The sequence below is a fragment of the Mesorhizobium sp. BR1-1-2 genome (genome assembly GCF_020165435.1).
Taxonomy (GTDB): Bacteria; Pseudomonadota; Alphaproteobacteria; order Rhizobiales; family Rhizobiaceae; genus Mesorhizobium.
Genome location: NZ_JAIUID010000009.1, coordinates 162,526 through 186,621, shown reverse-complemented (window position 1 = coordinate 186,621; position 24,096 = coordinate 162,526). Strand labels below are relative to the sequence as shown.

General features: G+C 61.4%; 20 protein-coding genes. 11 read left to right on the top strand and 9 right to left on the bottom strand.

Annotation, left to right across the window (positions count from 1 at the left end; genetic code table 11):
- Positions 1 to 62: 62 nt before the first annotated feature.
- The 3 genes from LB551_RS21040 (at position 63) to LB551_RS21030 (ending at position 3,797) form a co-directional block, all read left to right on the top strand.
- Positions 63 to 1,205 carry a substrate-binding domain-containing protein gene (locus LB551_RS21040; RefSeq protein WP_224660337.1) on the top strand — a complete coding sequence of 381 codons (1,143 nt, stop codon included), beginning with the start codon at positions 63 to 65 and terminating at the stop codon, positions 1,203 to 1,205.
- 64 nt (positions 1,206 to 1,269) lie between these two features.
- Positions 1,270 to 2,853: a sugar ABC transporter ATP-binding protein gene (locus LB551_RS21035; protein ID WP_224660336.1), complete on the top strand. Its 1,584-nt coding sequence runs from the start codon at positions 1,270 to 1,272 to the stop codon at positions 2,851 to 2,853.
- Positions 2,850 to 3,797 (top strand): ABC transporter permease, encoded by a 948-nt coding sequence (locus tag LB551_RS21030; protein WP_181172600.1) that lies wholly within the window; start codon positions 2,850 to 2,852, stop codon positions 3,795 to 3,797. The genes LB551_RS21035 and LB551_RS21030 overlap by 4 nt, the downstream gene beginning before the upstream one ends.
- 115 nt (positions 3,798 to 3,912) lie before the next feature.
- On the opposite strand, the gene LB551_RS21025 is transcribed toward LB551_RS21030, so the two are convergent.
- The 6 genes from LB551_RS21025 to LB551_RS21000 form a co-directional block, all read right to left on the bottom strand.
- Positions 3,913 to 5,136: a DUF2235 domain-containing protein gene (locus LB551_RS21025; RefSeq protein WP_318012743.1), complete on the bottom strand. Its 1,224-nt coding sequence runs from the start codon at positions 5,134 to 5,136 to the stop codon at positions 3,913 to 3,915.
- Between the two features lie 136 nt (positions 5,137 to 5,272).
- Positions 5,273 to 6,472: a mandelate racemase/muconate lactonizing enzyme family protein gene (locus LB551_RS21020; RefSeq protein ID WP_140639876.1), complete on the bottom strand. Its 1,200-nt coding sequence runs from the start codon at positions 6,470 to 6,472 to the stop codon at positions 5,273 to 5,275.
- Positions 6,473 to 6,481: 9 nt separating this feature from the next.
- A complete protein-coding gene (locus LB551_RS21015) occupies positions 6,482 to 6,808 on the bottom strand; it encodes an NIPSNAP family protein (protein ID WP_224660334.1) in 327 nt (108 codons plus the stop codon).
- 101 nt (positions 6,809 to 6,909) lie between these two features.
- Entirely contained in the window at positions 6,910 to 8,268 is a 1,359-nt protein-coding gene (locus LB551_RS21010; protein WP_224660333.1) for a mandelate racemase/muconate lactonizing enzyme family protein, read from the bottom strand.
- 59 nt (positions 8,269 to 8,327) lie between these two features.
- Positions 8,328 to 9,494 (bottom strand): mandelate racemase/muconate lactonizing enzyme family protein, encoded by a 1,167-nt coding sequence (locus tag LB551_RS21005; protein ID WP_224660332.1) that lies wholly within the window; start codon positions 9,492 to 9,494, stop codon positions 8,328 to 8,330.
- A 52-nt stretch (positions 9,495 to 9,546) separates the two neighbouring features.
- On the bottom strand, positions 9,547 to 10,257 hold the full coding sequence (locus LB551_RS21000) for a GntR family transcriptional regulator (protein WP_140552726.1): 711 nt from the start codon (positions 10,255 to 10,257) through the stop codon (positions 9,547 to 9,549).
- A gap of 217 nt (positions 10,258 to 10,474) precedes the next feature.
- Between LB551_RS21000 and LB551_RS20995 the strand changes: the two genes are divergently transcribed.
- The 8 genes from LB551_RS20995 to LB551_RS20960 all read left to right on the top strand — a co-directional run bounded on the left by LB551_RS20995 (position 10,475) and on the right by LB551_RS20960 (position 18,560).
- On the top strand, positions 10,475 to 11,953 hold the full coding sequence (locus LB551_RS20995; RefSeq protein WP_224660331.1) for an ABC transporter substrate-binding protein: 1,479 nt from the start codon (positions 10,475 to 10,477) through the stop codon (positions 11,951 to 11,953).
- Between the two features lie 78 nt (positions 11,954 to 12,031).
- On the top strand, positions 12,032 to 12,991 hold the full coding sequence (locus LB551_RS20990) for a carbohydrate ABC transporter permease (protein WP_224660330.1): 960 nt from the start codon (positions 12,032 to 12,034) through the stop codon (positions 12,989 to 12,991).
- A complete protein-coding gene (locus tag LB551_RS20985) occupies positions 12,988 to 13,878 on the top strand; it encodes a carbohydrate ABC transporter permease (protein WP_140552729.1) in 891 nt (296 codons plus the stop codon). Before LB551_RS20990 ends, LB551_RS20985 begins: the two co-directional genes overlap by 4 nt.
- Positions 13,879 to 14,002: 124 nt before the next feature.
- Positions 14,003 to 15,100 carry an ABC transporter ATP-binding protein gene (locus LB551_RS20980; RefSeq protein WP_140552730.1) on the top strand — a complete coding sequence of 366 codons (1,098 nt, stop codon included), beginning with the start codon at positions 14,003 to 14,005 and terminating at the stop codon, positions 15,098 to 15,100.
- 31 nt (positions 15,101 to 15,131) lie between these two features.
- Entirely contained in the window at positions 15,132 to 16,295 is a 1,164-nt protein-coding gene (locus LB551_RS20975; protein WP_224660329.1) for a mandelate racemase/muconate lactonizing enzyme family protein, read from the top strand.
- 23 nt (positions 16,296 to 16,318) lie between these two features.
- The gene (locus tag LB551_RS20970; protein ID WP_224660328.1) at positions 16,319 to 17,059 is read left to right on the top strand and encodes a ribonuclease activity regulator RraA; all 741 of its coding nucleotides are present in this window, start codon (positions 16,319 to 16,321) and stop codon (positions 17,057 to 17,059) included.
- Positions 17,060 to 17,848: 789 nt separating this feature from the next.
- On the top strand, positions 17,849 to 18,184 hold the full coding sequence (locus LB551_RS20965; RefSeq protein ID WP_224660327.1) for a hypothetical protein: 336 nt from the start codon (positions 17,849 to 17,851) through the stop codon (positions 18,182 to 18,184).
- Between the two features lie 31 nt (positions 18,185 to 18,215).
- On the top strand, positions 18,216 to 18,560 hold the full coding sequence (locus tag LB551_RS20960; protein ID WP_140496551.1) for a hypothetical protein: 345 nt from the start codon (positions 18,216 to 18,218) through the stop codon (positions 18,558 to 18,560).
- Positions 18,561 to 18,669: 109 nt separating this feature from the next.
- Here the strand turns inward: LB551_RS20960 and ggt are convergent, their stop codons facing one another.
- The 3 genes from ggt to LB551_RS20945 form a co-directional block, all read right to left on the bottom strand.
- On the bottom strand, positions 18,670 to 20,409 hold the full coding sequence (gene ggt, locus LB551_RS20955) for a gamma-glutamyltransferase (RefSeq protein ID WP_224660326.1): 1,740 nt from the start codon (positions 20,407 to 20,409) through the stop codon (positions 18,670 to 18,672).
- Positions 20,410 to 20,519: 110 nt separating this feature from the next.
- Positions 20,520 to 21,812 (bottom strand): L-rhamnose catabolism isomerase, encoded by a 1,293-nt coding sequence (gene rhaI, locus LB551_RS20950; protein WP_224660325.1) that lies wholly within the window; start codon positions 21,810 to 21,812, stop codon positions 20,520 to 20,522.
- Between the two features lie 175 nt (positions 21,813 to 21,987).
- A complete protein-coding gene (locus LB551_RS20945) occupies positions 21,988 to 24,090 on the bottom strand; it encodes a bifunctional rhamnulose-1-phosphate aldolase/short-chain dehydrogenase (protein WP_224660324.1) in 2,103 nt (700 codons plus the stop codon).
- Positions 24,091 to 24,096: the final 6 nt, after the last annotated feature.

The window sequence follows — 24,096 nt, the reverse complement described above, 5'->3', positions numbered from 1 at the left end:
GTACGACCAGCCAGGTCGCTACCCGGCCAAAATGGCCGTTTCATCTCATCGGGAGGAATAAAATGCACTATCGTGGATTCATGGCGGCGGCTTTGGCCGTGGCATTGTCGGGATTGGCCGCATCTTCGGCGATCGCCGACGACACCATTCCACCGGAAGCAAAGGCGTTGCTTGAGCCGTTGCCCCTATCGCCGAGAGGCCAACCCGTTCCGGGCTTCCCGGACGGTCCACCGGCGGTGTCGCCAGACGTGCTGAAATTCTCCGATGCCGACCTTGCAAAGCTGAAGGCTGGAAAGTTCACCGCCGGGTTGGTGATGCACACCATGGATGCTGGCTGGCCTCAATTGCAGGTGGCCGGAATCTCGAACACGCTCAAGGACCTTGGCATCGAGGTGGTCGGAACCACCGACGCCAAGTTCCAGCCCGGCCAGCAGATCAGCGATCTCGAGCAGATGATCGCACGCAAGCCGGATGTGATCTTCTCGATCCCGATCGATCCGAAGTCCGAATCCGAAGCCTACAAGAAGGCGGCGACAGCCGGCATCAAGCTGGTTTTCATGGACAACGTTCCGGTCGATATGGCGCCGGGCAAGGATTATGTGTCCGTTGTCGCCTCCGACAATGAGAAGAACGCCTATTTCGCCGCGCAGGAACTTGTCGGGGCCATTGGCGGCAAGGGCGAGGTCGGCATCATCACGCTGGTCTATGACTATTACTACTCTGTCGCGGCCCGCAAGGTCGGCGCACTCAAGGCATTCGGCGAACACCCCGACATCAAGGTCGCGGACGTCGGTACCTTCACCGCGCCTGAGAAGGCCTACGAGGTCGCCACCGCCATGTTGACGGCGCATCCCGACATGAAGGGCATTTTCGTTGCCTGGGACACGCCTGCGCAGCAGGTCGTGGCCGCGGCCAAGACACTCGGCCGCGACATCGTCATCACCACGAATGACATTGCCGCGGACAGCGCGCTGAACGTTGCGCGTGGCGAGTTTCTGGCCGTGGGTGCGCAACGTCCCTACGACCAGGGCGTCGCGGAGGCCAAGGCGGCCGCGCTTGCTCTGCTTGGACATGACGTCCCGCCGTACATTTCGGTACCGACATTGCGCGTCAAGAAGCTCGACCTTCTCAGTGCGCTCAAGCAGGTCACCAAGGAAGATGCGCCGGCTTCGGTGGTGAAAATCTGCAACGGCGAGTGCTTCTAGCTTCTTCTTTCGCCGGCGGGCCGCAGCAGTCCGCCGGCACTCCCCCAGCGATCGAGAAATCGTCATGGCCGAAGCGAAAACTTCAACGTCCCAGCGCCCTATCGTAACGATGCAACGCATCGGCAAGTCGTTTGGCGCGAACCGCGTGCTGTCGGACATTTCGTTCGAGGTCAAGGCCGGCGAAACGCATGCACTGCTCGGCGAAAACGGTGCGGGCAAGTCGACGCTCATGAAGATCCTCATGGGCGCGTATCGGACGGACGAAGGCCGGATTCTGTTCGACGGCGAGGATGTCACCGCCCTGTCGCTTCGAGAGAGGATCGATCGCGGAATCGCAATGATCTTCCAGGAGCTGAGCGTCTTGCCGAACCGTTCGGTTGCCGAAAACCTGTTTATCCTTCGCGAGCCGCTCGCCTTCGGCCGACGCGTCGATGCCAGAAAAATGCTGCGCGAGGCCCGGGCTCTGATCGAGCGATATGCCTTCTCGCTCGATGCTTCGGCACGTGTGGGCGACCTGGCGTTCGCCCAGCGCCAGATGGTCGAGATTCTCAAAGCGATCTCGCGGGGCGCCAAGCTGCTCGTAATGGACGAGCCGACTTCGTCCCTGACCATCCATGAGGAGGAAACGCTCTTTCGGACAATCGGTCAGCTCAAGCAGAACGGAATCGGTATCGTCTACATCAGCCATCGCATGGCCGATGTGCTGCAGCTTTCGGATCGCATCTCGATCATCAAGGATGGACGACTGGTCGGTCCGCTCGATCCGAAGAAGACGTCCATCGAGGATATCGCGGCGTTGATGTCCCGGCCCAAGGTCGAAACACCTTCCCCTGCCGCAGCCGCGCCAGCAAATCGTAAACCGGCAACGCCCGCCGGGACGCCGGCTCTTGAGGTCCGTGACCTTGCCACCTCGCGCAAACTGTCCGGCGTGTCGTTCTCGATCGGCCCGGGCGAGATCGTCGGCCTTGCCGGGCTTGTCGGCAGTGGCCGATCGACCCTAGGCAAGGCCTTGTTCGGCGTTCTTCCGGATGTAACCGGCGATATCGCCGTCGGGAACGACCCCGTCCAGCCGGGCAGTGTCAGCAGGGCCATCGCTGCCGGTATCGCGCTTGTTCCCGAAGACCGTCGGCTCGAAGGTCTTGTGGGTGGTCGCTCGATCGAGGAGAACCTCGCCCTTCCGCGCCTTTCCGATTTCTCGCTGGCGGGTCCGTTCGGGCCGATGGCGAAGGCCCGGATAACGGCTCTGTTCAGACAATACCGGGACGATCTCAGTATCCTGTGCCGCGGTCCCTTACAGAAAGCTCAGGAGCTTTCGGGCGGCAATCAGCAGAAGATCGTCTTCGCCAAATGGCTGGCCATGAAGCCGAAGCTGTTGATCCTCGACGAACCAACCTCCGGCGTCGACATCAATGCCAAGCGCGATATGCGCGAGCTTGTGCGCCGCACGGCCGGCGAAGGCGTCGCCGTGCTGCTCATTTCTTCGGAACTCGAAGAACTCCTGGATTTGTCCGATCGCATTCTGGTGATGGCGCAAGGGCGGATTACGCGCAGCATCGATCGCGCGGACGACGAGACAAAACTTCGCGCGTTGCTGCAGGCCGAGGTGGCCAGACAAGCCAGTGCGCGCGCCCAGGGAGTTGCAGCATGAAACCGTCCCCTATGCCCTCGCACGCAAATGCGATGAATTTTTTCCGCGATCACATCACCTATGTGATCTTCCTGGCGATAACCCTCTACTTCGTCCTGTTTGCTCCTCATTTCGCGTCTGTCTCGACCGCAAGCGCGGTTCTGCGCATCACAGCCATCGTTTCGGCAATGGCGATCGGCATGACATTCGTCATCATCTGCGGCGAAATCGACCTGTCGGTAGGATCGGTTGCAAGTTTTTCAGGGATGATCGGAGCGCTGCTGCTCGGCCAGGATGTTCCCACCTATGTGGCAGCTCTTCTGGTGCTGGCCGCCGGCGCAGCGATCGGGGCCACCTCGGGCATCCTTGTTACGAAGATACGCATTCCATCGTTTCTTGTGACCCTTGGCATGCTGTCGATCTTTTCCGGACTGGCGCTGACGATCACCGGCACCCGGCCAGTGTCTATCGTCGATGATGATTTCTCGAACCTGTTCTGGAACGGCAGTTTTCTGGGCGTGCAGGCGCCAATCTGGTGGACGATCGTCCTAACCGCCGTCGGCTATTATCTTCTGCATCAAATGCCCTTCGGCAGGCGTGTCTATGCGACCGGTGGAAATCCTGTAGCCGCCCGTTTTTCCGGGGTGAGGACGGACAGCGTCAAGATCTTCGCCTTTGTGCTGTCCGGCATGATGGCATCCCTTGCAGGCATGATGCTCGCGGCCCGCTCCACCGCCGGCAATCCCAGCCTGGGAGCGGGTCTCGAACTCGACGTCATCGCGGCCGTGATCATAGGCGGGACAAGTCTCTTCGGCGGCTATGGATCGATCGTCGGTTCTGTCGTCGGCGCAATCTTCATAGGGATACTCGGATTCGGTCTTCTCGTGCTCGGTCTTTCGACCAGCATCCAGGAGGTGATCAAGGGCGCTATCATCATCATTGCCGTCTCGTTGAACCGGCGTTGAAAGCAGCAGAGTTCCATGACCCGACGAAAAGCGCGTTTTACGCGTTGACTGATGAAATCGCGCCGCGCCCACCCGAAATTTCTCCTCCGGCTTCACGGCCCGCTCGGAGCCAGCGCTAACCGCCGACTTCGTTGGCCAGGTGGTCCTTCATGAGGTCACCATAGGGTTCAACATTGAATGCCGTCGGAAAATTCTCAGGCTTATATGTCGGGATCGCCGCCTTCCGATCCAGAACCGACTGATGGATCAGCGGCCGTCGTTCCTGTCGCTCGATCATGCGAGGCTCGGCTTGCGGTAGGTAGAAGCCGAGAACCGATTTTCGCTCCCATTCACGCCATTTGACCGATTTTGGGATCCACTCGAGCGGTTTCCAGCCCACAGCCATTGAATCATGCACAGTTCCCAGCGGGTCGGGGCTGACGAACGTCATCGTCCCCTCGCCCTTCCCTTCCCCGAAGACAAGCCGCTCCAGCATGCGGGAATTGGTCTGCAATCCAGATGCTTTGGCCTGATCCATCATCCAGTCGAGCGGGAATTTGGATATGGCGCTCTCCTCTTCAGGATAGCCACCGCCGATATCCGAATGAGATCCGGCGAACCAGACTTGCCTGATATCCTGCTCTTTTGCCGGCGCACTTTTGTCGAAAGGATTCTCGACGAATGGCTGCGGCTCGACCCACCGGTTCAGCCGGAACATGCGGCGATGCTCGTCGATCGCGATTGCATGCCGAAAAACTTCGACGCTCGGGTTGGTCCTCGTATGCGGCAGTGTCAGAAGCTGTGGCAGAAATCGGTCGCTTCGCGGTACGATGATCGACGCCACCGTGTCCCAGACACCAAGAAACTTGATGCGAGCGTCCCGGGCTCCTGAAACCTTGGAGAAATGCCAGGCAACGCTAAGGTCGTGCTCGTCGCTGGCTTGCTTGTAAGAGCTTACGGCATACTCGACGATGTTGAGTTGGTCCGGATGCAGCAGGCCGATCATGTGGATCAAGCCCGCAACGGCGCGGGCTGTGTAGGCTCCCCGGCTGAAGCCAAAGAGGAAGATTGCGTCCCCTTCGACGTAGTGCCTGCAGATGAAGGCGTAGGCGCCGGCGATTTCGGCGTCGAGACCATATCCAGTTGCGAGTTCGAACACGGATTTCGCGTTCTGGCGCCATCGCGTCCAGGCGTCGCTGGCACCGATGGTTCCTATGCCGGCGTCATAATAGACGCGCTGCTCCTCATTCTTCTTCAGGATGCGGAACAACTTCAAGACATTCGAGAGATTGCGCTCGATCTGGTTTCCCGTTCCATCGCAGCAGACAACGATATTTTTGCCGGTCCACTTCAACGCCACCGCCTCTGACGGTCCAGTTCAGACCAACCAACTTTGACCCAAGCCGTGGATCACATCAACAGGCGTCTGACGACGGATACCGATGAGAATGCAGGCGGCGCGGTCGGCATGGTTCCGGTGGTGAAAGAAGAGGGATTCAATCGAAGAAGCCGGTATCCTCTTCCCTGAGATACTTCCTGGCTGCTTCGGCGTCGATATCAAGGCCCAGGCCCGGCGCTTCCAGCAGGTCCACCATGCTGTCCTTCACGATTTGCGACGGCAGGCCGATCACGAGATCCTCCCACCAGGGGTCGGAGGCGCTGGGATATTCGAAGGCGATGTAGTTGGCGGGCAAGGTGGCGCAAACATTGATCAGGGCGCCGAGGCCCAGCAGGCCGTTCGCGGTGCCATGCGGCGCCATCAGGATCGAGTGCATGTAGGCGTGCTCGGCGACCCATTTGAGCTCGGCGATACCACCAATATCGGCAGGATCGGGGCCGATGACGCGCACCGCCTGCGTCTCGATCAGCTCCTTGAAATTATGCCGCAGGTAAATCTGCTCGCCGGTATGGATTGGCGTCGAGGTGGAGGTGGTCAGCTCCCGATAGGCCTGCGGATTGACCCACGGCACGTAGTCGCCGGTCAGCATGTCCTCGAGCCACATCAAATTGTACTTCTCCACCGCGCGAGCGAACTTGATCGCATCGGGCAGCATCCAGCCCGGGCCGCAGTCGAGCGCCAGGCTGACCTTGTCACCCAGCACTTCCTTCATGGCGATCACGCAGTCGAGCATGTGGTTGAAACCGCGCTCGCTGATCACGCCCTGATCCATGGCACCGTGATAGCCGGCCTTCTTCTGCGTCACGCCATAATGGAAGTCCTCGATGCTGTCCTTCATGTTCGAGTGGAACGAGATTCCTTGCTTGACCATGAAGAAGTTCTGCGGCTGCTCCATCATCCATTTGACGTCGGCCGCATAATCCTCCGGGCGATCGCCCGCGCGTTTCCGGCGGATCGAGCCGTTATAGACGCGCACCTTGTCGCGAACCTTGCCGCCGAGCAGTTTGTAGGCCGGCACGCCAGCGGCCTTGCCGGCAATGTCCCACAGCGCATGCTCGATCGCGGAGACGGCGGCGCCATAGGGCTTGAACGAACCTCGCTGGCGGATCTTCAGCATCACCCGCTCGACGTCGGTCGGATCCTCGCCGATCAGCGCCTCGCGAAAATGCAGCACAAAGGGCTTGAGGTAGGTCTTGGTGAACTCGACCTCGCCAAGGCCATGCAGGCCCTCGTCGGTCACGATGCGGACGATCGGGTGCTTGCCGATGACGGCGCAGCGCAGGTCGGTGATCTTCATGGCGCAGTCCTATTTCACAGACGAGAAAGCTGTCGGCGTGAGCAGCTGGCTGCCGATATTGGCAACGATCTGCCCGTCACGCTCAGACTCGTCCCGGGCCCTGTGCCATGCCGGATCGGTGAGAAAAGCCGCCCATTTCGCTTCACGCTCGGCCAACGATTCCCAAGCGAGGAAATAGGTAAGGCGATTGCTGTTTTCGCCGATCACCGTGGTGAAAAACCCGGCTTGGCGGATGCCATGCCTCTCCCAGATGGCCAGCGTTTGGTCGGAAAAGCGCTTGAGCAAGGCCGGCAGCCTGCCCGGCAGGCAGTCATAGATACGCAGTTCGTAGATCATGGTTTCGTCCGTTTCTTTCTTCGCCTCTCGCCTCGGAGAGGTCGACACGAATGGTCGGTCGTTGGCCCGTGAACTTGAGGAATGAGGGCTGGGGGTCTGGGCTAACTCCAGGTCCGGTCCCAGCTGTATTCATTGTCCCAATGCTCGGTGGATTGCCAGATGCCGGCGACACCCGGCTGCAGATGCTGCGAGATCACCTCGTCGACGACGTCGTCGATCCCCAGACCCGGCTTGTCCGGAACAGTGATGAACCCGCCCTTCACGAGCGGCTTGGGCAGGCCGGTGACGATATCGTCCCACCAGTCGACATCGGCGGAGTGGTATTCGAGCGCCATGAAGTTCTCGGACGCGGTCGCGACATGTGCGGCGGCCATCGCCGCGATCGGGCTTTCGGCCATATGGATGGCCATGGCGACCCCGTGGTCCTGCGCCATGTCGCCGATCTTCTTGGTCTCGAGGATGCCCCCGCTGGTGAGCAGGTCCGGGTGGATGACGGAGAGACCGCCGCTCTTGAGCAGGGGTTCGAAGGCCTCCTTGAGGTAGATGTCCTCGCCGGTGCAGATCGGCACCGAGGTGGCCTGCTGCAGTTGACGATACTGCTCGGTGTATTGCCAGGGAATCACGTCCTCGAGCCAGGCAGGAACGTATTTCTCGATACGGCGCGACAGGCGTATGCCGTCCTGCAGCGAGATGTGACCGACATGGTCGATGGCGAGCGGGATCTCGTATCCGATCACTTCGCGGACCTCGTGGATATACTGCTCGAGCAGGTCGATCCCCTTTTCGGTGAAATGCAGGCCCGTGAACGGGTGCGGCACGTTCTGCGCATCGTAGGCGAGATTGCGCGCCTTGCGCTCCCCGAGGGATCCGCCGCGGCCGCGCGGGTTGGCGTAAAACCCTTCGAGCGCGCCGGCGGGAGCGGCCACCGCACCCGGGACATGGGCGATCTGCATCAGGCCAAGGTCCATCTTGAGGAAGGTGAAGCCGCGGTCCATGCGCTCCTTGAGGCGTTTTCCGGTTTCGGTGCCGCTCGGTTTCTCGGCATCGGTATCGCAGTAGACGCGCACCCGATCGCGAAACTTGCCGCCAAGCATCTGGTAGACGGGGACGCCATAGGCCTTGCCGGCGAGATCCCACAGCGCGATCTCGACCGCCGACACGCCGCCGCCTTGCCGGCCGTGACCGCCGAACTGCTTGATGCGGCGGAACAAACGATCGATATCGCAAGGGTTCTCGCCAAGCAGCCGGCTTTTCAGCATCAGCGCGTAGGTGGCGCTGGCCCCGTCACGCACCTCGCCAAGCCCGACGATGCCCTGGTTGGTGTAGATCTTGAGCAGCGCCGTGGTGAACGGTGCGCCGACGATCTCGGCCACCCGCATGTCCGTGATGCGAAGGTCGGATGGTTTGGAGTTCGTGTTGACCCGATCAAGGGATTCGTCGGCTCCACCGGTCTTGGGCATCACTCGTCCTCGTTCTGGTTGGGTTTGTCGCCCCCGACGCGGGCCGGCATCGAGCGTTGCTAACTCAGCTCGATCTCATGGGCTTGCAGGTACTCGCGGTTCATCTCGACACCGAGCCCAGGCTTCGACGTCAGTTTGAGGCTGCCGTTCGAAACGTCGAGCGGTGCGTCGATGAGACGATCGTATTTGCCCAGGTTCCACTCCGACGTCTCGAGTTTGTAGAAGTTAGGAACGGTCATCATCACCTGCGCCCCCGCAACCACGTTGATCGGCCCCGCGGCGTCATGCGGCGAGACCGGGACGTAGTAGGCTTCGCACAGGGCAGAGATCTTCTTGAGTTCGGTAATGCCCCCGGTCCAGGTGACGTCAGGCATGATGTAGTCAGCGAGCTTGTTTTCGAGCACCGGCACGAAGTCCCACTTGGTGTGGCCGCGCTCGCCCCACGAGATGGCGGCGCTGACCTTCTCACGCACCTGCTTGAGGGCGTTGAGGCTCTCGGGCGGGCAAGGCTCCTCGAACCAGTCGATCTGGCCGGCTTCCTCGAGGCTTCGACAGAGGCGAATGGCGGTCGGAACGTCGAAACGGCCGTGCGCATCGATCAGGATATCGACATCAGGGCCCGCCGTTTCGCGGATCAGAGCCGTGAGTTCGGCCGCTTCGCGCTCGTCCTTGCGGGTCATGCTGCCATCGAGGTAGCCGTCCCGCTGTTCGCGCGATACGCCATCGGCGCCACGTCCCTGATGCGGGAAAGGATCAAACTTGAGCGCGGTGTGTCCGGACTCGACGATGTCTCGAATTTCGCGGACCACCGCCTCCTTGCTGGTAAATTTGGATTGGTTGGGATGGGTGTAGAGCGCGATTTCATCGCGCACCGGCCCGCCCAGCAGCTCGTAGATCGGCTTGCCCAAAACTTTGCCCCGGATGTCCCAGAGAGCTATGTCGATGGCGCTCACGCATTCGACCGCGGCGCCGCGGCTGCCCATATAGGTGAAGCTGCGGAAAATCTTGTGCCAGAGGTGCTCGATCCGGGCCGGGTCCTCGCCGGTCACGGCGACGCCGATCTGCCGCAGGATCGTGCAGAGCGCGCGGTTGGCGAGCCTGGTGGTGGTTGTGATCTCTCCCCAGCCGCTCACCCCCTCGTCTGTCGTCACTTCGACGAACAGGTACTCCCCCCAATAGGACGCATCGGACTTGATCAGCCACGGCCGAATGCTCGTAATTTTCATGTCAGCTACCTCTGTCTGATCGTCGGGCTAGCGATGTTCCGGATCGGGCATTCTATCCGGCCCGAGCGGCGTTGCGCGCACGCATATGTTCGAGGATGTGCCGGCCGGAGCCCTCGACATGGCGAGCAACGAGTTCGGCCGCCTTGTCGGCGTCTCCCGCCTTTACCAGCGCGATGAGTTCGCGGTGCTCGCGAATGATCGCGGCACGCCGGGCAAGCGTGAAATTGAAACGCCGGCTCACGGCCCGCAGCACTTCACGATGCTTCCACCAAAGCTCGGCGGCATGGCGGTTGTAATGCCGCTGGTACATCACGGTGTGGAAGGCGGTATCCAGTTCGCTGTGCCTGAATGTATCGGCGAAGTTGTTCTCTTCAATCAGGTCCTGGAGACGTTGGAGTTCGGCGATGTCCTCGCCGGTGGCCATGTTCACAAACCACCGCGTCAGGGCCGGCTCGATCAGAACGCCGATCTCGTAGATGTCGCGGACAAACTCCTGATCGATAGGCCGGACGCGCGCCCCGCGGTTGGGAAGAAAGATGACAAAGCCTTCGCCCCGCAACAGCTGCAGAGCCTCGCGCACGGGGTTGGTCGAGGTGCCGTGGCGCCGGGCGAGATCAGTGACCACAAGCCGTTCGTTGGCGGCAAGCCGTCCCTCGATGATGTCTTCCCTGATCAGCTCATAAAGCGAGGCGCCCTCGCTGGACGCCCCTATGGGGTCAATCCCCACCGGCGGCTTGGCTTTGAAATCGTCTGGTTCGGCCAAGGCCGGCTCCCCCTGGATTAATACACACTCTTTCCGATTAACACGCAAAGTTTGGATAAACAATGTACGATCTAACGCGTTGACAGGCAATTCATGATCTGAAAACGTACAAGGCTCCCGAACGGGTACACAGATACAAAGACGTCCTGCGATCAAACGAGCAAAAACCGCTTTTGCCTCGCCGCAAAGCGGCATGGGAGAACCAGGGAGGATACCTATGACGAGGATTATACTCGGCAGTGCGGTCCTGCGCGGCACTGTCGTCAGCGTTTTGGCGGCATCGCTGATGTCCACATCGGCGATGGGCGCGCCGCCGGTCGACCTCAGCAAATGGTCGCCGGAATATGTCCGCGCCATTGCGGGCACACAGGATTTCGACACGGCGGCCGATTGTGCCAAGGTCACCCCACTGGACTACAAGGGGCGACTGACCTTCTGGTATCAGGGCGTGTTCGAGGGCGACCCCGACCTCCTGCGCCAGTACTACAAGGATTTCTTCGAAACCTTCCGCAAGACCTATCCAAACATCCAGCTCGAGGAACAAGCCCTCACCTACAACGACCTTCTCGACAAGTTCCGCACGGCGCTCCTGGGCAATGCCGCGCCGATGGCGGTCCGCCTGCAAATCCTGGGTGGGACCGAATTCGCTTCAAAAGGCTATCTGCAGCCGCTCAAGCCCGAGGATGTCGGCTATTCGACCGAGGACTTCTGGCCCGGCGCCATGAAGGCCGTGACCTGGGACGGGGTGACCTACGGCATTCCAACCAACAACGAAACGATGGCGTTCATCTGGAACGCCGACATCTTCAAACGCGCTGGTCTCGATCCGGAAAAACCACCGGCAACCTGGGACGACGTCGTCAAATATTCCAAGCAGATCCACGACAAGCTCGGCATTGCCGGCTACGGCCTCGTGGCTCGCAAGAACGCCGGCAATACGCCGTATCGCTTCATGCCTCAGCTATGGGCTTACGGCGGCGGCGTCTTCGACGAAGCGGCGGCAAACCCGACCTATGAGCAGGTCGAGCTCGATAGCCCGCAGAGCAAGGCGGCGCTGCAAGCTTCCTACGACATGTATGTTCGCGACAAGTCGGTTCCGGTTTCGGCACTCACCAACCAGCAGGCCGATAACCAGCCCCTGTTCGTCGCCGGCCAACTCGGCATGATGATCTCGCACCCGTCCGACTACAATGTCATGCTCGACCTGCAGAAGAAGGCGACGGGCACCGACAAGGACAAGGCGCAGACCGTCATCGACAACATGCGCTACGGCCTGATACCGGCTGGGCCCGACGGCAAGCGCGCCGTCGTGTTCGGCGGCTCGAACATCCACATCCTGAAGCCCGAATATGTCGAAGGCGGCAAGGTAGACGAGCCGGCCGCGAAGGCTATCATCTGCATGTGGACGAGCCCTGAGTGGTCGCTGAAGATGGCCTATGCCGGATCGAATCCCGGCAACCTGAACGGCTTCAAGACCAAATGGATGAAGGAACGTCTGGACAACATCAAATTCCTCGATGTCACGACCTCGATGCTGCCATACGGCATCCCCTTCCCAGCGCTGCCGCAGGCCCCGGAGATCATGAACATCATCGTCCCGGACATGTTGCAGAATGCCCTGACCGGAGCGATGACCGTCGACCAGGCGGCGGACGACGCGGCCAAGAAGGTGAAAGACCTGATGGGCGGGCTCTAGTCCGCGCCTGACCTACGACCTGACCGGCTGCACCGACAGTGCGGCCGGTTCGTTCCGAAGAAACAAGGGCATACCATCGTGACGATCGTCACCGACAAGGCCGACGCGCGCCGAAAATTGCAACCCGGCAGGTCCGACGCGCTGCGGAGGATCTGGGAGCATCGCGCCGACTACGCGTACGTGCTGCCCGCGATCGCCGTGATGCTCATCGTCATCGCCTATCCGATCTACTACACGATCGAGCTGTCGTTTTATAAGACGCCGCCCGGCCTGCAGCTCCGTGACAAGACCTTCATCGGCTTCGACAACTACACGGCCATCCTCACCAGCGAGGTGTTCTGGAAAGTCACCTGGAACACGCTGGTCTGGACATTCGGATCCACCTTCATCTCCTTTGTCCTGGGATTTGCCACAGCGCTGGCGCTCCACCGCGACTTTATCGGCCGCGGTGTGCTGCGCGCTATCCTGATCATTCCCTGGGTCATCAGCGCGGTCGCCGCCTCCTATATCTGGAAGTGGATCTACCATTCGGATTTCGGCATCATCGGCGCAGTGCTGGTCGGCCTCGGATTGGCCGACCGACCGCCGAATTTCATCGACAATGTCAGCACGGTTCTCCCCTCGCTGATCGTCGTCAACATCTGGCGCGAGTTTCCGTTCGCCATGATCATGATGATGGCGGGCCTGCAGACAGTTCCCGAGCAGTTGCTGCTCGCCGCGAAAGTTGACGGAGCCAATGCCTGGCAGCGTTTCTGGCACGTCACCTTCCCGCATCTTCGCAACGTCTCGGTGGTGACGATCCTGCTGCTGGCAGTGGCCAACTTCAATTCCTTCATCATCCCCTGGATCATGACCGGCGGCGGGCCGTCGAACGCGTCGCATATCTGGATCACCCACATTTACGAACTCGCCTTCGGCCGGCAGCGCTGGGGCGTGGCATCGGCCTATTCGGTGCTCCTGTTCATCATCCTGATGACGCTGGGCTACTTCTATGTGCGTGCGCTGAGCGGCAACGAGCGGAAGGAGGGCGGTGCATGAGCGCGATTGCCGAGACGGCCTCCCGAGGCCAGGCCCGTCGCCGTATGCGCGTCGACGGGTGGCGTTGGGCCGGGCGCATCTTCCTCGTTTTCATGCTGCTTTATACGGCGTTGCCGATGATCTGGATGCTGATCACCTCGATCAAATCCGGGTTCGCGGCGACGCAATTCCCGCCGCAATGGTGGCCGGACGAGCCGACCCTCGCCAGCTATCAGAAATTGCTCGATCCGCAGAACAGCGTCGGCCAGGACTTCCTCCGCTTCTTCTGGAACAGCCTGTTCGTGTCGACCGTCACGACAATCCTTTCCGTGATCGTGGCTGTCCCCGCGGCCTATGCTTTTTCGCGCTTCAGTTTCCCCGGGCGGAACTTCCTGTTCTTCGCCGTTTTGCTGCGCAACATGTTCCCGGCGGTGATCTTTCTCGTGCCGCTCTTCATCCTGATGCGCGCTATCGGCCTGGTGAACACCCACGGCTCGCTCATTCTCACCTATCTGACGTTCGGGCTGCCGCTGGCGATCTGGCTGCTCAAGGGCTTCTACGACAACATCCCGGTGCAGCTCGAGCAGGCGGCGCGCATCGATGGCGCAACGCGGTTCCAGGCCTTCATCCTGATCGTGATGCCGCTCTCGACGCCCGGGATCATCGCTACAGCGATCTATTCCTTCATCGGCGCCTGGAACGAATACATCTACGCCTACACCTTCCTTTCCAAGAACGAGCAATTGACGCTGCCGGTCGGCATCCAGCGCTTCTTCTCGGAAAACACGACGGACTTTCCGGGCCTGATGGCGGCCAGCTTCATGATGAGCGTGCCCGTCGTGGTGCTGTTCCTCGTCCTGCAACGATACTTCGTACGCGCCCTTACAGAAGGCGCGGTCAAGCACTAGAGCCGGATGATTTCAGGTCGAACCGACCTGAAATCTGAATCCGGCTCTCAATCAAGGAGATAGTGCATGATGCCGCCCGAAAGCCGCTTCACGCTTTTCAGCATCCTGCTCTAGGGAGTTGCCTATGGCCCACGTGGTCCTCAAAGATCTCGTCAAGACCTATGGCGGCTTCAAAGCTGTCAACGATGTTTCGCTGACGGTCAATGACGGCGAGTTCGTTGCGCTGGTCGGCCCTTCAGGCTGCGGCAAGACAACCACGCTCAATCTCGTCGCGGGGCTGACCTCGATCACATCGGGCGACATCGTCATCGGGGACCGGGTGGTCAATGATCTCGACCCCAAGGACCGCGACATCGCCATGGTGTTCCAGAACTACGCGCTCTACCCGCAGAAATCGGTCTACAAGAACCTGGCGTTCCCGCTGCAGATGCGCAAACTCTCCAGGGACGAGATCGACAAGAAGGTCAGGGAAGCTGCGCGCGTTCTCGACATGACGCACCTGCTCGAGCGCAAACCGCGGGAACTTTCGGGCGGGCAGCAGCAGCGCGTGGCCCTTGGCCGTGCCCTCGTCCGCGATCCCGCCGTGTTCCTCATGGACGAGCCGCTCTCCAATCTCGACGCCAAACTGCGCGTGCAGATGCGGTCCGAGATCAAGCGTTTCCACCAGGACCTCAAGGCAACGATCATCTATGTGACGCACGACCAGCTCGAAGCCGTGACCATGGCCGACAAGATGGCGGTGATGAATGGCGGCTATCTGCAGCAATACGATTCACCGGCGCAGGTCTTTGCCCATCCAGTCAACATGTTCGTCGCCAGCTTCATCGGCAGCCCGGCGATGAGCCTCATTCCGCTGGAGGCTTCAACGGCGAACGGCAGCACCGCGTTGACCAGCGCGGAAGGCTGGACGCTTGAGCTGTCGCAACTCAACGCGCGCAAGGTTGAGGGGGCGACCACCAAGAAGGTCGTGCTCGGAGCGCGGCACTCGACGATCAAGCTGCACAAAAGCGCGGTTCCCGGCGCCATTCCGGCCAAGGCCTATACGGTGGAGCCGACCGGAGACGTCACTTTCGTGCAAGCATTCCTGTCGGGCGCCATCGTCAATATCAGCGTGTCGCCCAACGTCGCCGTCAAACCTGATGAGCGGATCTGGCTCGAGTTCGACCAGGAGCGGATGCATCTGTTCGACGGCGAAACTGAAATGGCCCTCAAGGTCGACTGAGATAGGGGATGCGCGTGGAACGCGGGCGTGGATGACTAAGAACCTGAAGATCACCGCGATCAAGCCCTACCCGGTGTGGGTGGGAACGCGCAACCAGATGCTCGTCAAGGTCGAGACCGGCCAGGGTATCTTCGGCTGGGGCGAGAGCGGCTTGAGCGGCCGCGAGAAAGCCGTGGCGGGCGCGGTCGAGCACTATCGCGAATTTCTCATCGGCCGCGACCCGATGCAGATCGGGCGTATCTGGCAGGAGGTTTATCGCAGCCAGTACTTCGAAGGGGGTCGGGTCCTGCAGGCGGCGATTTCCGCCATCGACATCGCCCTTCATGACATCAAAGGCAAGGCGCTGGGGGTGCCAGTCTACGAGCTGCTTGGCGGCAAGCAGCGCGACCGCGTGCCCACCTTCGCCTCGACCGGAGACGAGGCCGAGGGCGATGTTGCGATCGAACGCGCCCGCGAACTGCGCGCGCAGGGGTGGCAGGCGATCCGCTTCTTCCCCATCGGACAAAGCAGCAAGGACGTCTTCGAGCCGCGTGAATCGATCGGCCCTACGGCGAGCATGCTGAACAAAGCGCGCGAGGCGCTGGGCGATGAGGTGGTGCTCGGCGTCGATTATCATCACCGGTTGTCGGTGGCCGAGGCGGCGAGCTTCTGCAACAAGCTCGGCCGCGGCGTGCTTGATTTCCTCGAGGAGCCTATACGGGCCGAGACACCAGAGGCGTACGAGTCCCTTCGTACGATGACCGACATCCCCTTTGCCATCGGCGAGGAATTTGCCAGCAAGTGGCAGTTCCTGCCTTACATCGAGCGCGGCATCCACCAGTTCAACCGGCTCGATGTCTGCAATGTCGGCGGGCTCACCGAGGCGATGAAAGTCGCTGGCTGGAGCGAGGCGCACTATGTGGACCTGATGCCGCACAATCCCCTTGGCCCGGTGTGCACGGCCGCAACCGTGCATCTCGCCGCCGCGGTGCCCAACTTCGCGTGGCTAGAGACCAGGATCCCCGAAAGGAAGCTGGGTTTCGACAATTCCGACTTTTTCCCCGTACAGCCAAGGCTCGACGGGACCGATTATCCGGTCAGCGACCTGCCGGGGCTCGGCGTCGAGGTCAATGAAGCGGCGGTCCAGGCGCAGAGTTTCCGTTTCTGGGAAGCGCCACATCTCAAGCGCCGCGACGGCTCTGTCACCAACTGGTAATTCAATTCAACCGGAGTCCGAAAATGACGCATACTCCCGATATCACGCGGCCGCCCAAGGACCTGATCGACGCGCTAAGGGAGATCGGCGCCGCTACGGTCGCGGGCACACTTGGCCATATGGGCTTTCGCAATCCGCACATGGTCGGCCCGGTGCCGCAGAACCATGGGAAGTCGATCGTCGGGCCGGCACTGACATTGCAGTTCATGCCGCAGCGACCGGACCTCTTCACCGAGGGAGAATATGCCGATCCGGAGACGCAACTTCACAGACATGTGCTCTACCATGCGCAGGAGGGCGACGTGGTCGTCGTCGACGCGCGCGGCGACATGAGCTCCGGTGTCTTCGGCGATATGATGTCAACCTATTTCAAGGGCAGAGGCGGCGCGGGCATCGTCATCGACGGGTGCATGCGCGACCGGCCCAATGTCGAAAAGCTAGACCTGCCTCTTTGGCTGCGCGGCTGGACGCCAAATTATCATGTGCAGACCAGCATCTATCCCAATGCGGTCAACGTTCCGATTGCCTGCGGCGGTGTCACGGTGATTCCCGGCGATATCATCGTCGCCGATGACGACGGGGTGGTGGTGCTGCCCGTCGCAATGGCCCCGAAGGTCATCGAAGAATCCCAGAAACATCACGATTGGGAGGAATTCTCACGAATGAAGCTCATGGGGGGAGCGCCGTTGCAACGCTACTACCCACTGCACCCAAGCGCGAACGACGAGTACGAGGCTTGGCGGAAAGCCAACGCCAAATCTTGATAGACAGGATAAGCTGACAGTCGCCGGCGCGCGTCAGCGATTCCCCCCAATTTATCCTGGTGCCGCATTGTGCATCGAACAGGTGCGCCTTTGCGCACCATCATCTCCAGCCCGATCTCCTGATCAGGTTTGAATGGCGGTCGATCCGGCTCTCCGCCCGCTCGTTGACCTAAGCTGGATTTAGTCCCTAGCCACTCCAGACCTGTCCCTGCCGAAAGCCGGCGGCTTTTGCATCGGGAGATACCTGACCGCGCTGGTGGCGACACATTACCGTAACGGAAGCGGCCCTATCATTCATTCGGTGATTTTGGGCGGGGGCCGGAGGATCGCAGGCCGGGACCGTCAGAATTAGGGGACCTGATATGGCCACGCAGCTTTGTCACATAGAGACAGCATCCTCGGGAACGGGCTCGGCAATGGCTCCAAAGTTCGCGGAATCATGCGCTTGGGCAAGTGCACGAGGCGTAACAATCTATCAGCGTTCAAAAACGGTATGGATCGCGGCCGGCGGCTATCGAGGCCGCGATTTGAAAGTAAAGGGCCGGTCGCCGGCCACCGCGCTCGCACTATGGATTGAGGCTGTCCAGTACAGAGGTTCGACATGGGGCTGACCAACGAGGCGTCCAAGGCACGCAAGGAGATCAGCATCCATCGCATCGCCGCCCTGATACCAGTTTAGGAGATCGCAGGCCGTCGCCGAAATTCGACCCCGAGCCGGGCTTTGTCCACGCGATCAGCCCCGGACCGCTTTCGTCGAGCTTGGTTCATCATGAGCCCGCGAGCGCCAGCATGACGCTCGCCCCAAGTGCGGAACACACCTGGCTCAACATCAAGCGGACCCCTGGAGCTGAACATTTTAAGCGGCCGCGCCTGGCGCCGCGGCTCCGGTCGCGTAAAAATGCTTCTGCCGAAGCCGAATCAACTCCGCCATCATGTTTTTTCCAGAAGAAGCGCCCATATTTAAAAACAGGTGGGCGGACCGTTGCCATTCGGGCAGACACCGCTGGAGTTGCGGCGATGATCCGAACCCGCCAAAACGGTTGGCGCGCCCAGCCGGAACGGTTTGATATCGCGGTCAACACGCAGGGAGAAACACGCGATCGGGTTGCGCTCGGCATGTGTTGATGGTTTGTTGCCGGTCAGCGGAGAACGAGTGATGCGAGAATCCATCGGTCAAGACGAATACGGGTCGACCAGCCCCTTCGATCCGGATGACCTGCCGAATTTGAATGCGATCGGTCCGGCAATGGGCAGCGGTAACGACTTCGAGAGATACGCGGTCGCCGTCATAATCGTGTTCGGCGCCCTGATCATAGGCGGGCTGATGGCCGCGTCGATGACCTTCGGCCACCGCAACGGTTTCCTGTTCGCGCTCGGCGGCGCCACATCTGCCTGGATATCGGGAAACGCGCTTCTGCTCGACCGGCCGCGCATCTACGCACTGTTCGTCGGCATCGCGGCCCTGATGCTGATCGCATCCACCGTCACGCTGATTTCGTGACGGCTTGATCGCCAATCAGGGCGGTCGTTTCACGGAAACTAAACCGCCCTGTCTTTTCGTCTTCGACGCGATTGCGGACGCGGGTTCACGCGCCTTCGGAGTGCGCCAGTCAATAGCCGAGCGCCTCGCCGGAGGCGGCGCGGCTGTCGATGGCGCCGTTGTAACGGGCGCCACCCCCCTTCTCGATTTCCGCCAGGCTCTTGCCGCCGACCAGGATGCCGGCCGCCTGGCCCCAGGTCTTGTCGCCGATGTCGAGATGATAACCCATGCCGGCCAGCAGCCTTTCGGTGTCGGGCGAGAGTCCGAACGGCTCGATATAGACCGTGTCGGGCAGCCATTGGTGATGGATGCGCGGCGCGTCGATCGCCTCCTGGATGTTCATGCCGTGGTCGATGACGTTGACGATGGCTTCCAGCGTGATGGTGATGATGCGCGAGCCGCCGGGGCTGCCGATGACCATGAACGGCTTGCCGTCCTTGGCCACCACGGTCGGGCTCATCGACGACAGCGGCGTCTTCTTCGGCTGGATGGCGTTGGCCTCGCCCTGGACCAGGCCGTAGAGGTTGGGCACGCCGGGCTTCTGGGTGAAATCGTCCATCTCGTTGTTGAGCAGGATACCGGTGCCGTCGGCGACCACGCCGGCGCCAAACGAGCCGTTGAGTGTGTAGGTGACCGCGACCGCGTTGCCGTCCTTATCGACGATCGAATAGTGGGTCGTCTCCTTGCTCTCGCCGAACCCCTTCGGCATCAGGTCCTGAGAGACGCCGGCCCGGAACGGATCGATCTTGTCGCGGATGTCCTTGGCGTAGGCCTTGTCCAGCAGTTTCGAGACCGGATTGTCGACGAAATCGGGATCGCCGAGCGCCGAGTTGCGATCGACATAGGCGTGGCGCATCGCCTCGACCATGACATGCACGGTCTCTGCCGAACCGGCGCCGAGATAGGAGAGCGGATAACCTTCCAGCACGTTGAGGATTTCGCAGATGATGACGCCGCCGGAGCTCGGCGGCGGCGAGGAGATGATCTCGTAGCCGCGATAGGAGCAGGTCACGGGTTTTAGTTCGCGCACCGCATATTGCTCGAAATCACCCTTGGCCAGGATGCCGCCCTTGGCGCCGCTCGCCTTGACGATGGCATCGGCGATGGCGCCCTTATAGAAGGCGTCGGGGCCTCTCTCGGAAATCGCCGAGAGCGAAGCGGCAAGATCTGGCTGGACGAGCCGCTCGCCGATGCCATAAGGCTTGCCGTCGGGTTTCAGGAAGATGGCGGCCGCTGCGGGGTCCTTCGCCAACCTGTCGGCGTTCCCGGCAAAAGACGCGGCGTCGCCCTGGTTGAGGATGAACCCGTCCTTGGCATAGCGAATGGCCGGCGCCATCAGGTCCTGCCGGGACAAGGTGCCGTATTTTTCGCGCGCCATTTCGAAGCCGGCCACCGAACCCGGCACGCCGACGGCGAGGTAGCCATCGAGGCTGGCACCCTTCACTGGGTTGCCGTCCTTGTCGAGATACATCGTCTTGGTCGCCGCCAGCGGCGCACGCTCGCGGAAATCGAGGAAGGTCGACCTGCCGTCCTTGAAGCGGACGGTCATGAAGCCGCCGCCGCCGATATTGCCGGCATTTGGATAGACGACGGCGAGCGCATAGCCGACAGCGACCGCCGCATCGACGGCGTTGCCGCCCTTCTTCAGGACTTCGACGCCCACCTCCGACGCCAGATGCTGCGCGGTGACAACCATGCCGTTCTCGCCCTTGGCAGGCGCTGGCGAGGCGGCGATGGCGGCCGCCCATGGCGTGAAAGCGATCGTGAAGGAGAGGCTGACGGCGATCAGCGTGCGGCGAGTGATATGCATGGCGGGGCTCCTGGCGAGGACGCCTAGGAAAACCCGTTAGGGCGGGTGAGTCCAGCCAATAGTAAAGGTTTCACACCCCCCGTCTTATCGACGGAGAGCCTGAGCAAGGTCTACACGATCCCACCGCTGCCGCCGGCAACCGCCGGGCGTTCCGCCGCGACCTTGGCGCGGTAGCCTGCCGCCCGGTAGGCGGCGACCGGGTCGATGGCGCCGCCGGCGTTCAGCCGCGCCATGGCCAGGATCGGCTCCACGTCGGTGCGGTAGGCCGCCTTCAGCGTCTGCGTCGCCATAAGCGCATCATTGGCCTCCTGAAAACCTTCCAGCGCCTTGCGGTCGACCAGCAGCGCCTGCGCGTAGGCGCGTTGCACCTCGACGGCGGACAGCATCAAGCTCTCGATGGGATCGGTGACGTTGTGGCTCTGGTCGAGCATATGCGCCGGATCGAACCCTTCGGCGCCGGCCAGTTCGGCATCGACCAGTTCGTTGAAGACCAGGAACAGCCGGTAGGGGTCGATCGAGCCGGCATCGAGGTCGTCGTCGCCATATTTCGAATCGTTGAAATGGAAGCCGCCCAGTTTCCTGAACTGGATCAGCCGCGACACGATCATCTCGATGTTGACGTTGGGCGCGTGGTGGCCGAGGTCGACCAGGCAGAAGGCCTTGTCGCCCAATTCCCTTGATATGATGTAGTTGGTGCCCCAGTCTTGGACGACGGTGGAATAGAAGGCCGGCTCGTACATCTTATGCTCGGTGAACAGCTTCCAGTCGGCGGGCAGTCCGGCATAGACCTCCTTCATGGCGTCGAGGTAGCGCTCGAACGCCTTGGCGAAATTGACCTGGCCCGGAAAATTCGAGCCATCGCCGATCCACACGGTAAGCGCCTTCGATCCAAGCGTCTTGCCGATCTCAATGCATTCGAGATTGTGCTCCACCGCCTGGCGGCGGGTGCCGGCATCGGCATGCGACAGCGAACCGAATTTGTAGGACAGCGTCTGGGCCCTGGCGTCGGAGAAGGTGTTGGAGTTCATGGCGTCGAAGCCGAGGCCGAAACGCGAGGCCGCCTGCTTCAGCCGGTTCGGGTCGGCCTTGTCCCAGGGAATGTGCAGCGAGACGGTCGGTGTCGCCTGCGTCAATTGCTTGATGACGGCGCAATCCTCGATCTTGTCGAAGATGTCGCGCGGTTCGCCGGCGCCGGGGAAACGGGCAAAGCGCGTGCCGCCGGTACCGACTCCCCAGGAGGGGATGGCGACGGCGAATTTCTCGACCTTGTCGCGGATGACGTCGATGGCGATGCCGCGACGGTCGAGCCGCTCGCCGAGCGAGGCGTAGTCGCGGTCCAGATTGGCCTTGCGCGCGGCATTGTCCTTGTCGACGACGTCGGCGGAGATGATGGTTTCGGACACTGTTGTTCCTCCCAGATATGTTCGGTCGGCGCTGCCCCTCACCCTTACCCTCTCCCCGTGAAGAACGAGGAGAGGGGATCACCGGCGTTGGAGCGCATCCCTTCTCTCCGTCACTATACGGGGAGAAGGTGCCGGCAGGCGGATGAGGGGCGGCGCGCCCCTCAAAGACCGTCGCTTATCGCGTAAAGCTCTGCGCGTTGCCGGCGTCGACGTTGATGATGTTGCCGGTCGATTTGGCCGACATGTCGGAAGCGAAGAAGTAGATCGCTTCGGCGATGTCTTCGGGAAACACCGAGCGCTTCAGCATCGAGCGCGAGCGGTAATGTTCCTCGAGGTCGTCGGTCGACATCTTGTAGGCGGCGGCGCGCTGTTCCTTCCACTCGCCGGTCCAGATTTTCGAGCCGCGCAGTACGGCGTCCGGATTGACGACGTTGACCCTGATCTGCGCCTCCGCGCCCTCCAGCGCCAGACAACGGGCGAGATGGATCTCGGCTGCCTTGGCGGTGCAATAGGCGGCAGCGTTTGGCGAGGCGGCAAGGCCGTTCTTGGAGGCGACGAAGACGACGTTGCCGCCGATCTTCTGCACCCTGAACATCCGGAAGGCTTCCCGCGAGACCAGGAAATAGCCCGTCGACAGGATGTCCATGTTCTTGTTCCACAGCGCCAGCGTCGTGTCCTCGATCGGCGCCGAGGAGGCGAGACCGGCATTGGAGACCAGAATGTCGATGCCGCCGAACTCAACCGCTGTCTCGGCAAAGCCCGAAACGACCTGGTCTTCCGAGGTGACGTTGATCACCACCGGGCGGACGAAATCCTTGCCATGGGCTTTCGCCAACTCTTCGTTCGCGCTGGCAAGTGCTGTCTCGTCGATGTCGGCTAGCACCACGCAGGCGCCTTCGCGCAGCAGCCGGCTCGCCGTCGCGCGGCCGATGCCGCCCGCGCCGCCGGTGACGAGCGCGATCTGGCCCGCCAACGACTTCGGCTTCGGCATGCGCTGCAACTTCAGATCCTCGAGCAGCCAGTATTCGATGTCGAAGGCTTCCTGGGCAGGCAGGCCGACATAGGAGGAGACGGTGGAGGCGCCGCGCATGACGTTGATGGCGTTGACGTAGAACTCACCTGAAATGCGCGCGGTCGCCTTGTCGCCGGCGAAGGTGAACATGCCGACGCCGGGCATCAGATAGACCACGGCATTGGGGTCGCGGATGGCGGGAGAGTCCGGATGCTTGCAGCTGTCGTAATAGGCCTGATAGCCGACCCGGTATTCGGCGATATCGTCGGCCAGGCGCGCAATCACCGCATCGACATCGGGCTTCGCCGGATCGAACTCGATGACCAGCGGGCGGATCTTGGTGCGCAGGAAATGATCGGGGCATGAGGTGCCGAGTGCCGCCAGCGGGCGCAGATCCCTGGAGTTGACGAATTCGAGCACGGCGGCGGAATCGTCGAAATGGCCGAGCTTGTGGCTCTTTTCCGAGATCAGGCCGCGGATTTTCGGCATCAGCTTCGCGGCGATGGCGCGGCGTTCGGCGGCGTCGAGCGACTTGACCGCTTCGCCACCGAAAATGGCGACGCCCTCGGAGCGCCGCTCGAACCATTCGATCGCCTGGTTGATCACCGAGATCGTCGTTTCGTAGCATTCCTTCGGGCTGTCGCCCCAGGTGAACAGGCCGTGGCTTTCCAGGATAACGCCCTTGGCGGCGGGATGGTCGAGGCAGAATTTCTCCAGCCACAGGCCGAGTTCGAAACCAGGGCGCTTCCACGGCAGCCAACCGATGGCATCGCCGAAGATCTCTTTCGTGAGGGCCTTGGAATCCTTGGCGGCCGCGATGGCAATGATGGCGTCGGGATGCATGTGATCGACATAGGGCTTCGGCACGTAGGCATGCAGCGGCGTGTCGATGGAGGCGGCGCGCGGATTGAGATTGAAGGTGCAGTGGGGCAGGTAACCCACCATCTCGTCTTCATGCTCGACGCCGCGATAAAGGCCTTTGAGGGCCTGCAATTTGTCCATGTAGAGCGTGGCAAAACCATCAAGCTTGATCGAAGCGCTGTCGCCGCCAGAACCCTTCACCCACAGCACTTCCACGTCCTGGCCGGTAAGCGGATCCTTTTGCCGGATTTTCGACGATGTGTTGCCGCCGCCGTAATTGGTGACACGCTTGTCGGAGCCGAGCGTGTTGGAACGATAGACCAGAAGCTCGGGATCGCTCATCCCCCTTGCCTTCGCATCATCCCAAAGATTGGCGAGGCGCGAGCCGGAGCGCTTGTCGAGCATGGGTAA

Bases quoted from the DNA above. Each gene is read 5' to 3' on its own strand.
- LB551_RS20965 (WP_224660327.1), top strand. From the start codon at position 17,849: ATGACGCTCGCCCCAAGTGCGGAACACACCTGGCTCAACATCAAGCGG.
- LB551_RS20970 (WP_224660328.1), top strand. From the start codon at position 16,319: ATGACGCATACTCCCGATATCACGCGGCCGCCCAAGGACCTGATCGAC.
- LB551_RS21030 (WP_181172600.1), top strand. From the start codon at position 2,850: ATGAAACCGTCCCCTATGCCCTCGCACGCAAATGCGATGAATTTTTTC.
- LB551_RS20945 (WP_224660324.1), bottom strand. From the start codon at position 24,090: ATGCTCGACAAGCGCTCCGGCTCGCGCCTCGCCAATCTTTGGGATGAT.
- LB551_RS21040 (WP_224660337.1), top strand. From the start codon at position 63: ATGCACTATCGTGGATTCATGGCGGCGGCTTTGGCCGTGGCATTGTCG.
- LB551_RS20995 (WP_224660331.1), top strand. From the start codon at position 10,475: ATGACGAGGATTATACTCGGCAGTGCGGTCCTGCGCGGCACTGTCGTC.
- LB551_RS20960 (WP_140496551.1), top strand. From the start codon at position 18,216: ATGCGAGAATCCATCGGTCAAGACGAATACGGGTCGACCAGCCCCTTC.
- LB551_RS21035 (WP_224660336.1), top strand. From the start codon at position 1,270: ATGGCCGAAGCGAAAACTTCAACGTCCCAGCGCCCTATCGTAACGATG.
- LB551_RS20975 (WP_224660329.1), top strand. From the start codon at position 15,132: ATGACTAAGAACCTGAAGATCACCGCGATCAAGCCCTACCCGGTGTGG.
- LB551_RS21015 (WP_224660334.1), bottom strand. From the start codon at position 6,808: ATGATCTACGAACTGCGTATCTATGACTGCCTGCCGGGCAGGCTGCCG.
- LB551_RS20985 (WP_140552729.1), top strand. From the start codon at position 12,988: ATGAGCGCGATTGCCGAGACGGCCTCCCGAGGCCAGGCCCGTCGCCGT.
- ggt (WP_224660326.1), bottom strand. From the start codon at position 20,409: ATGCATATCACTCGCCGCACGCTGATCGCCGTCAGCCTCTCCTTCACG.
- LB551_RS20980 (WP_140552730.1), top strand. From the start codon at position 14,003: ATGGCCCACGTGGTCCTCAAAGATCTCGTCAAGACCTATGGCGGCTTC.
- LB551_RS21005 (WP_224660332.1), bottom strand. From the start codon at position 9,494: ATGAAAATTACGAGCATTCGGCCGTGGCTGATCAAGTCCGATGCGTCC.
- LB551_RS21020 (WP_140639876.1), bottom strand. From the start codon at position 6,472: ATGAAGATCACCGACCTGCGCTGCGCCGTCATCGGCAAGCACCCGATC.
- LB551_RS21010 (WP_224660333.1), bottom strand. From the start codon at position 8,268: ATGCCCAAGACCGGTGGAGCCGACGAATCCCTTGATCGGGTCAACACG.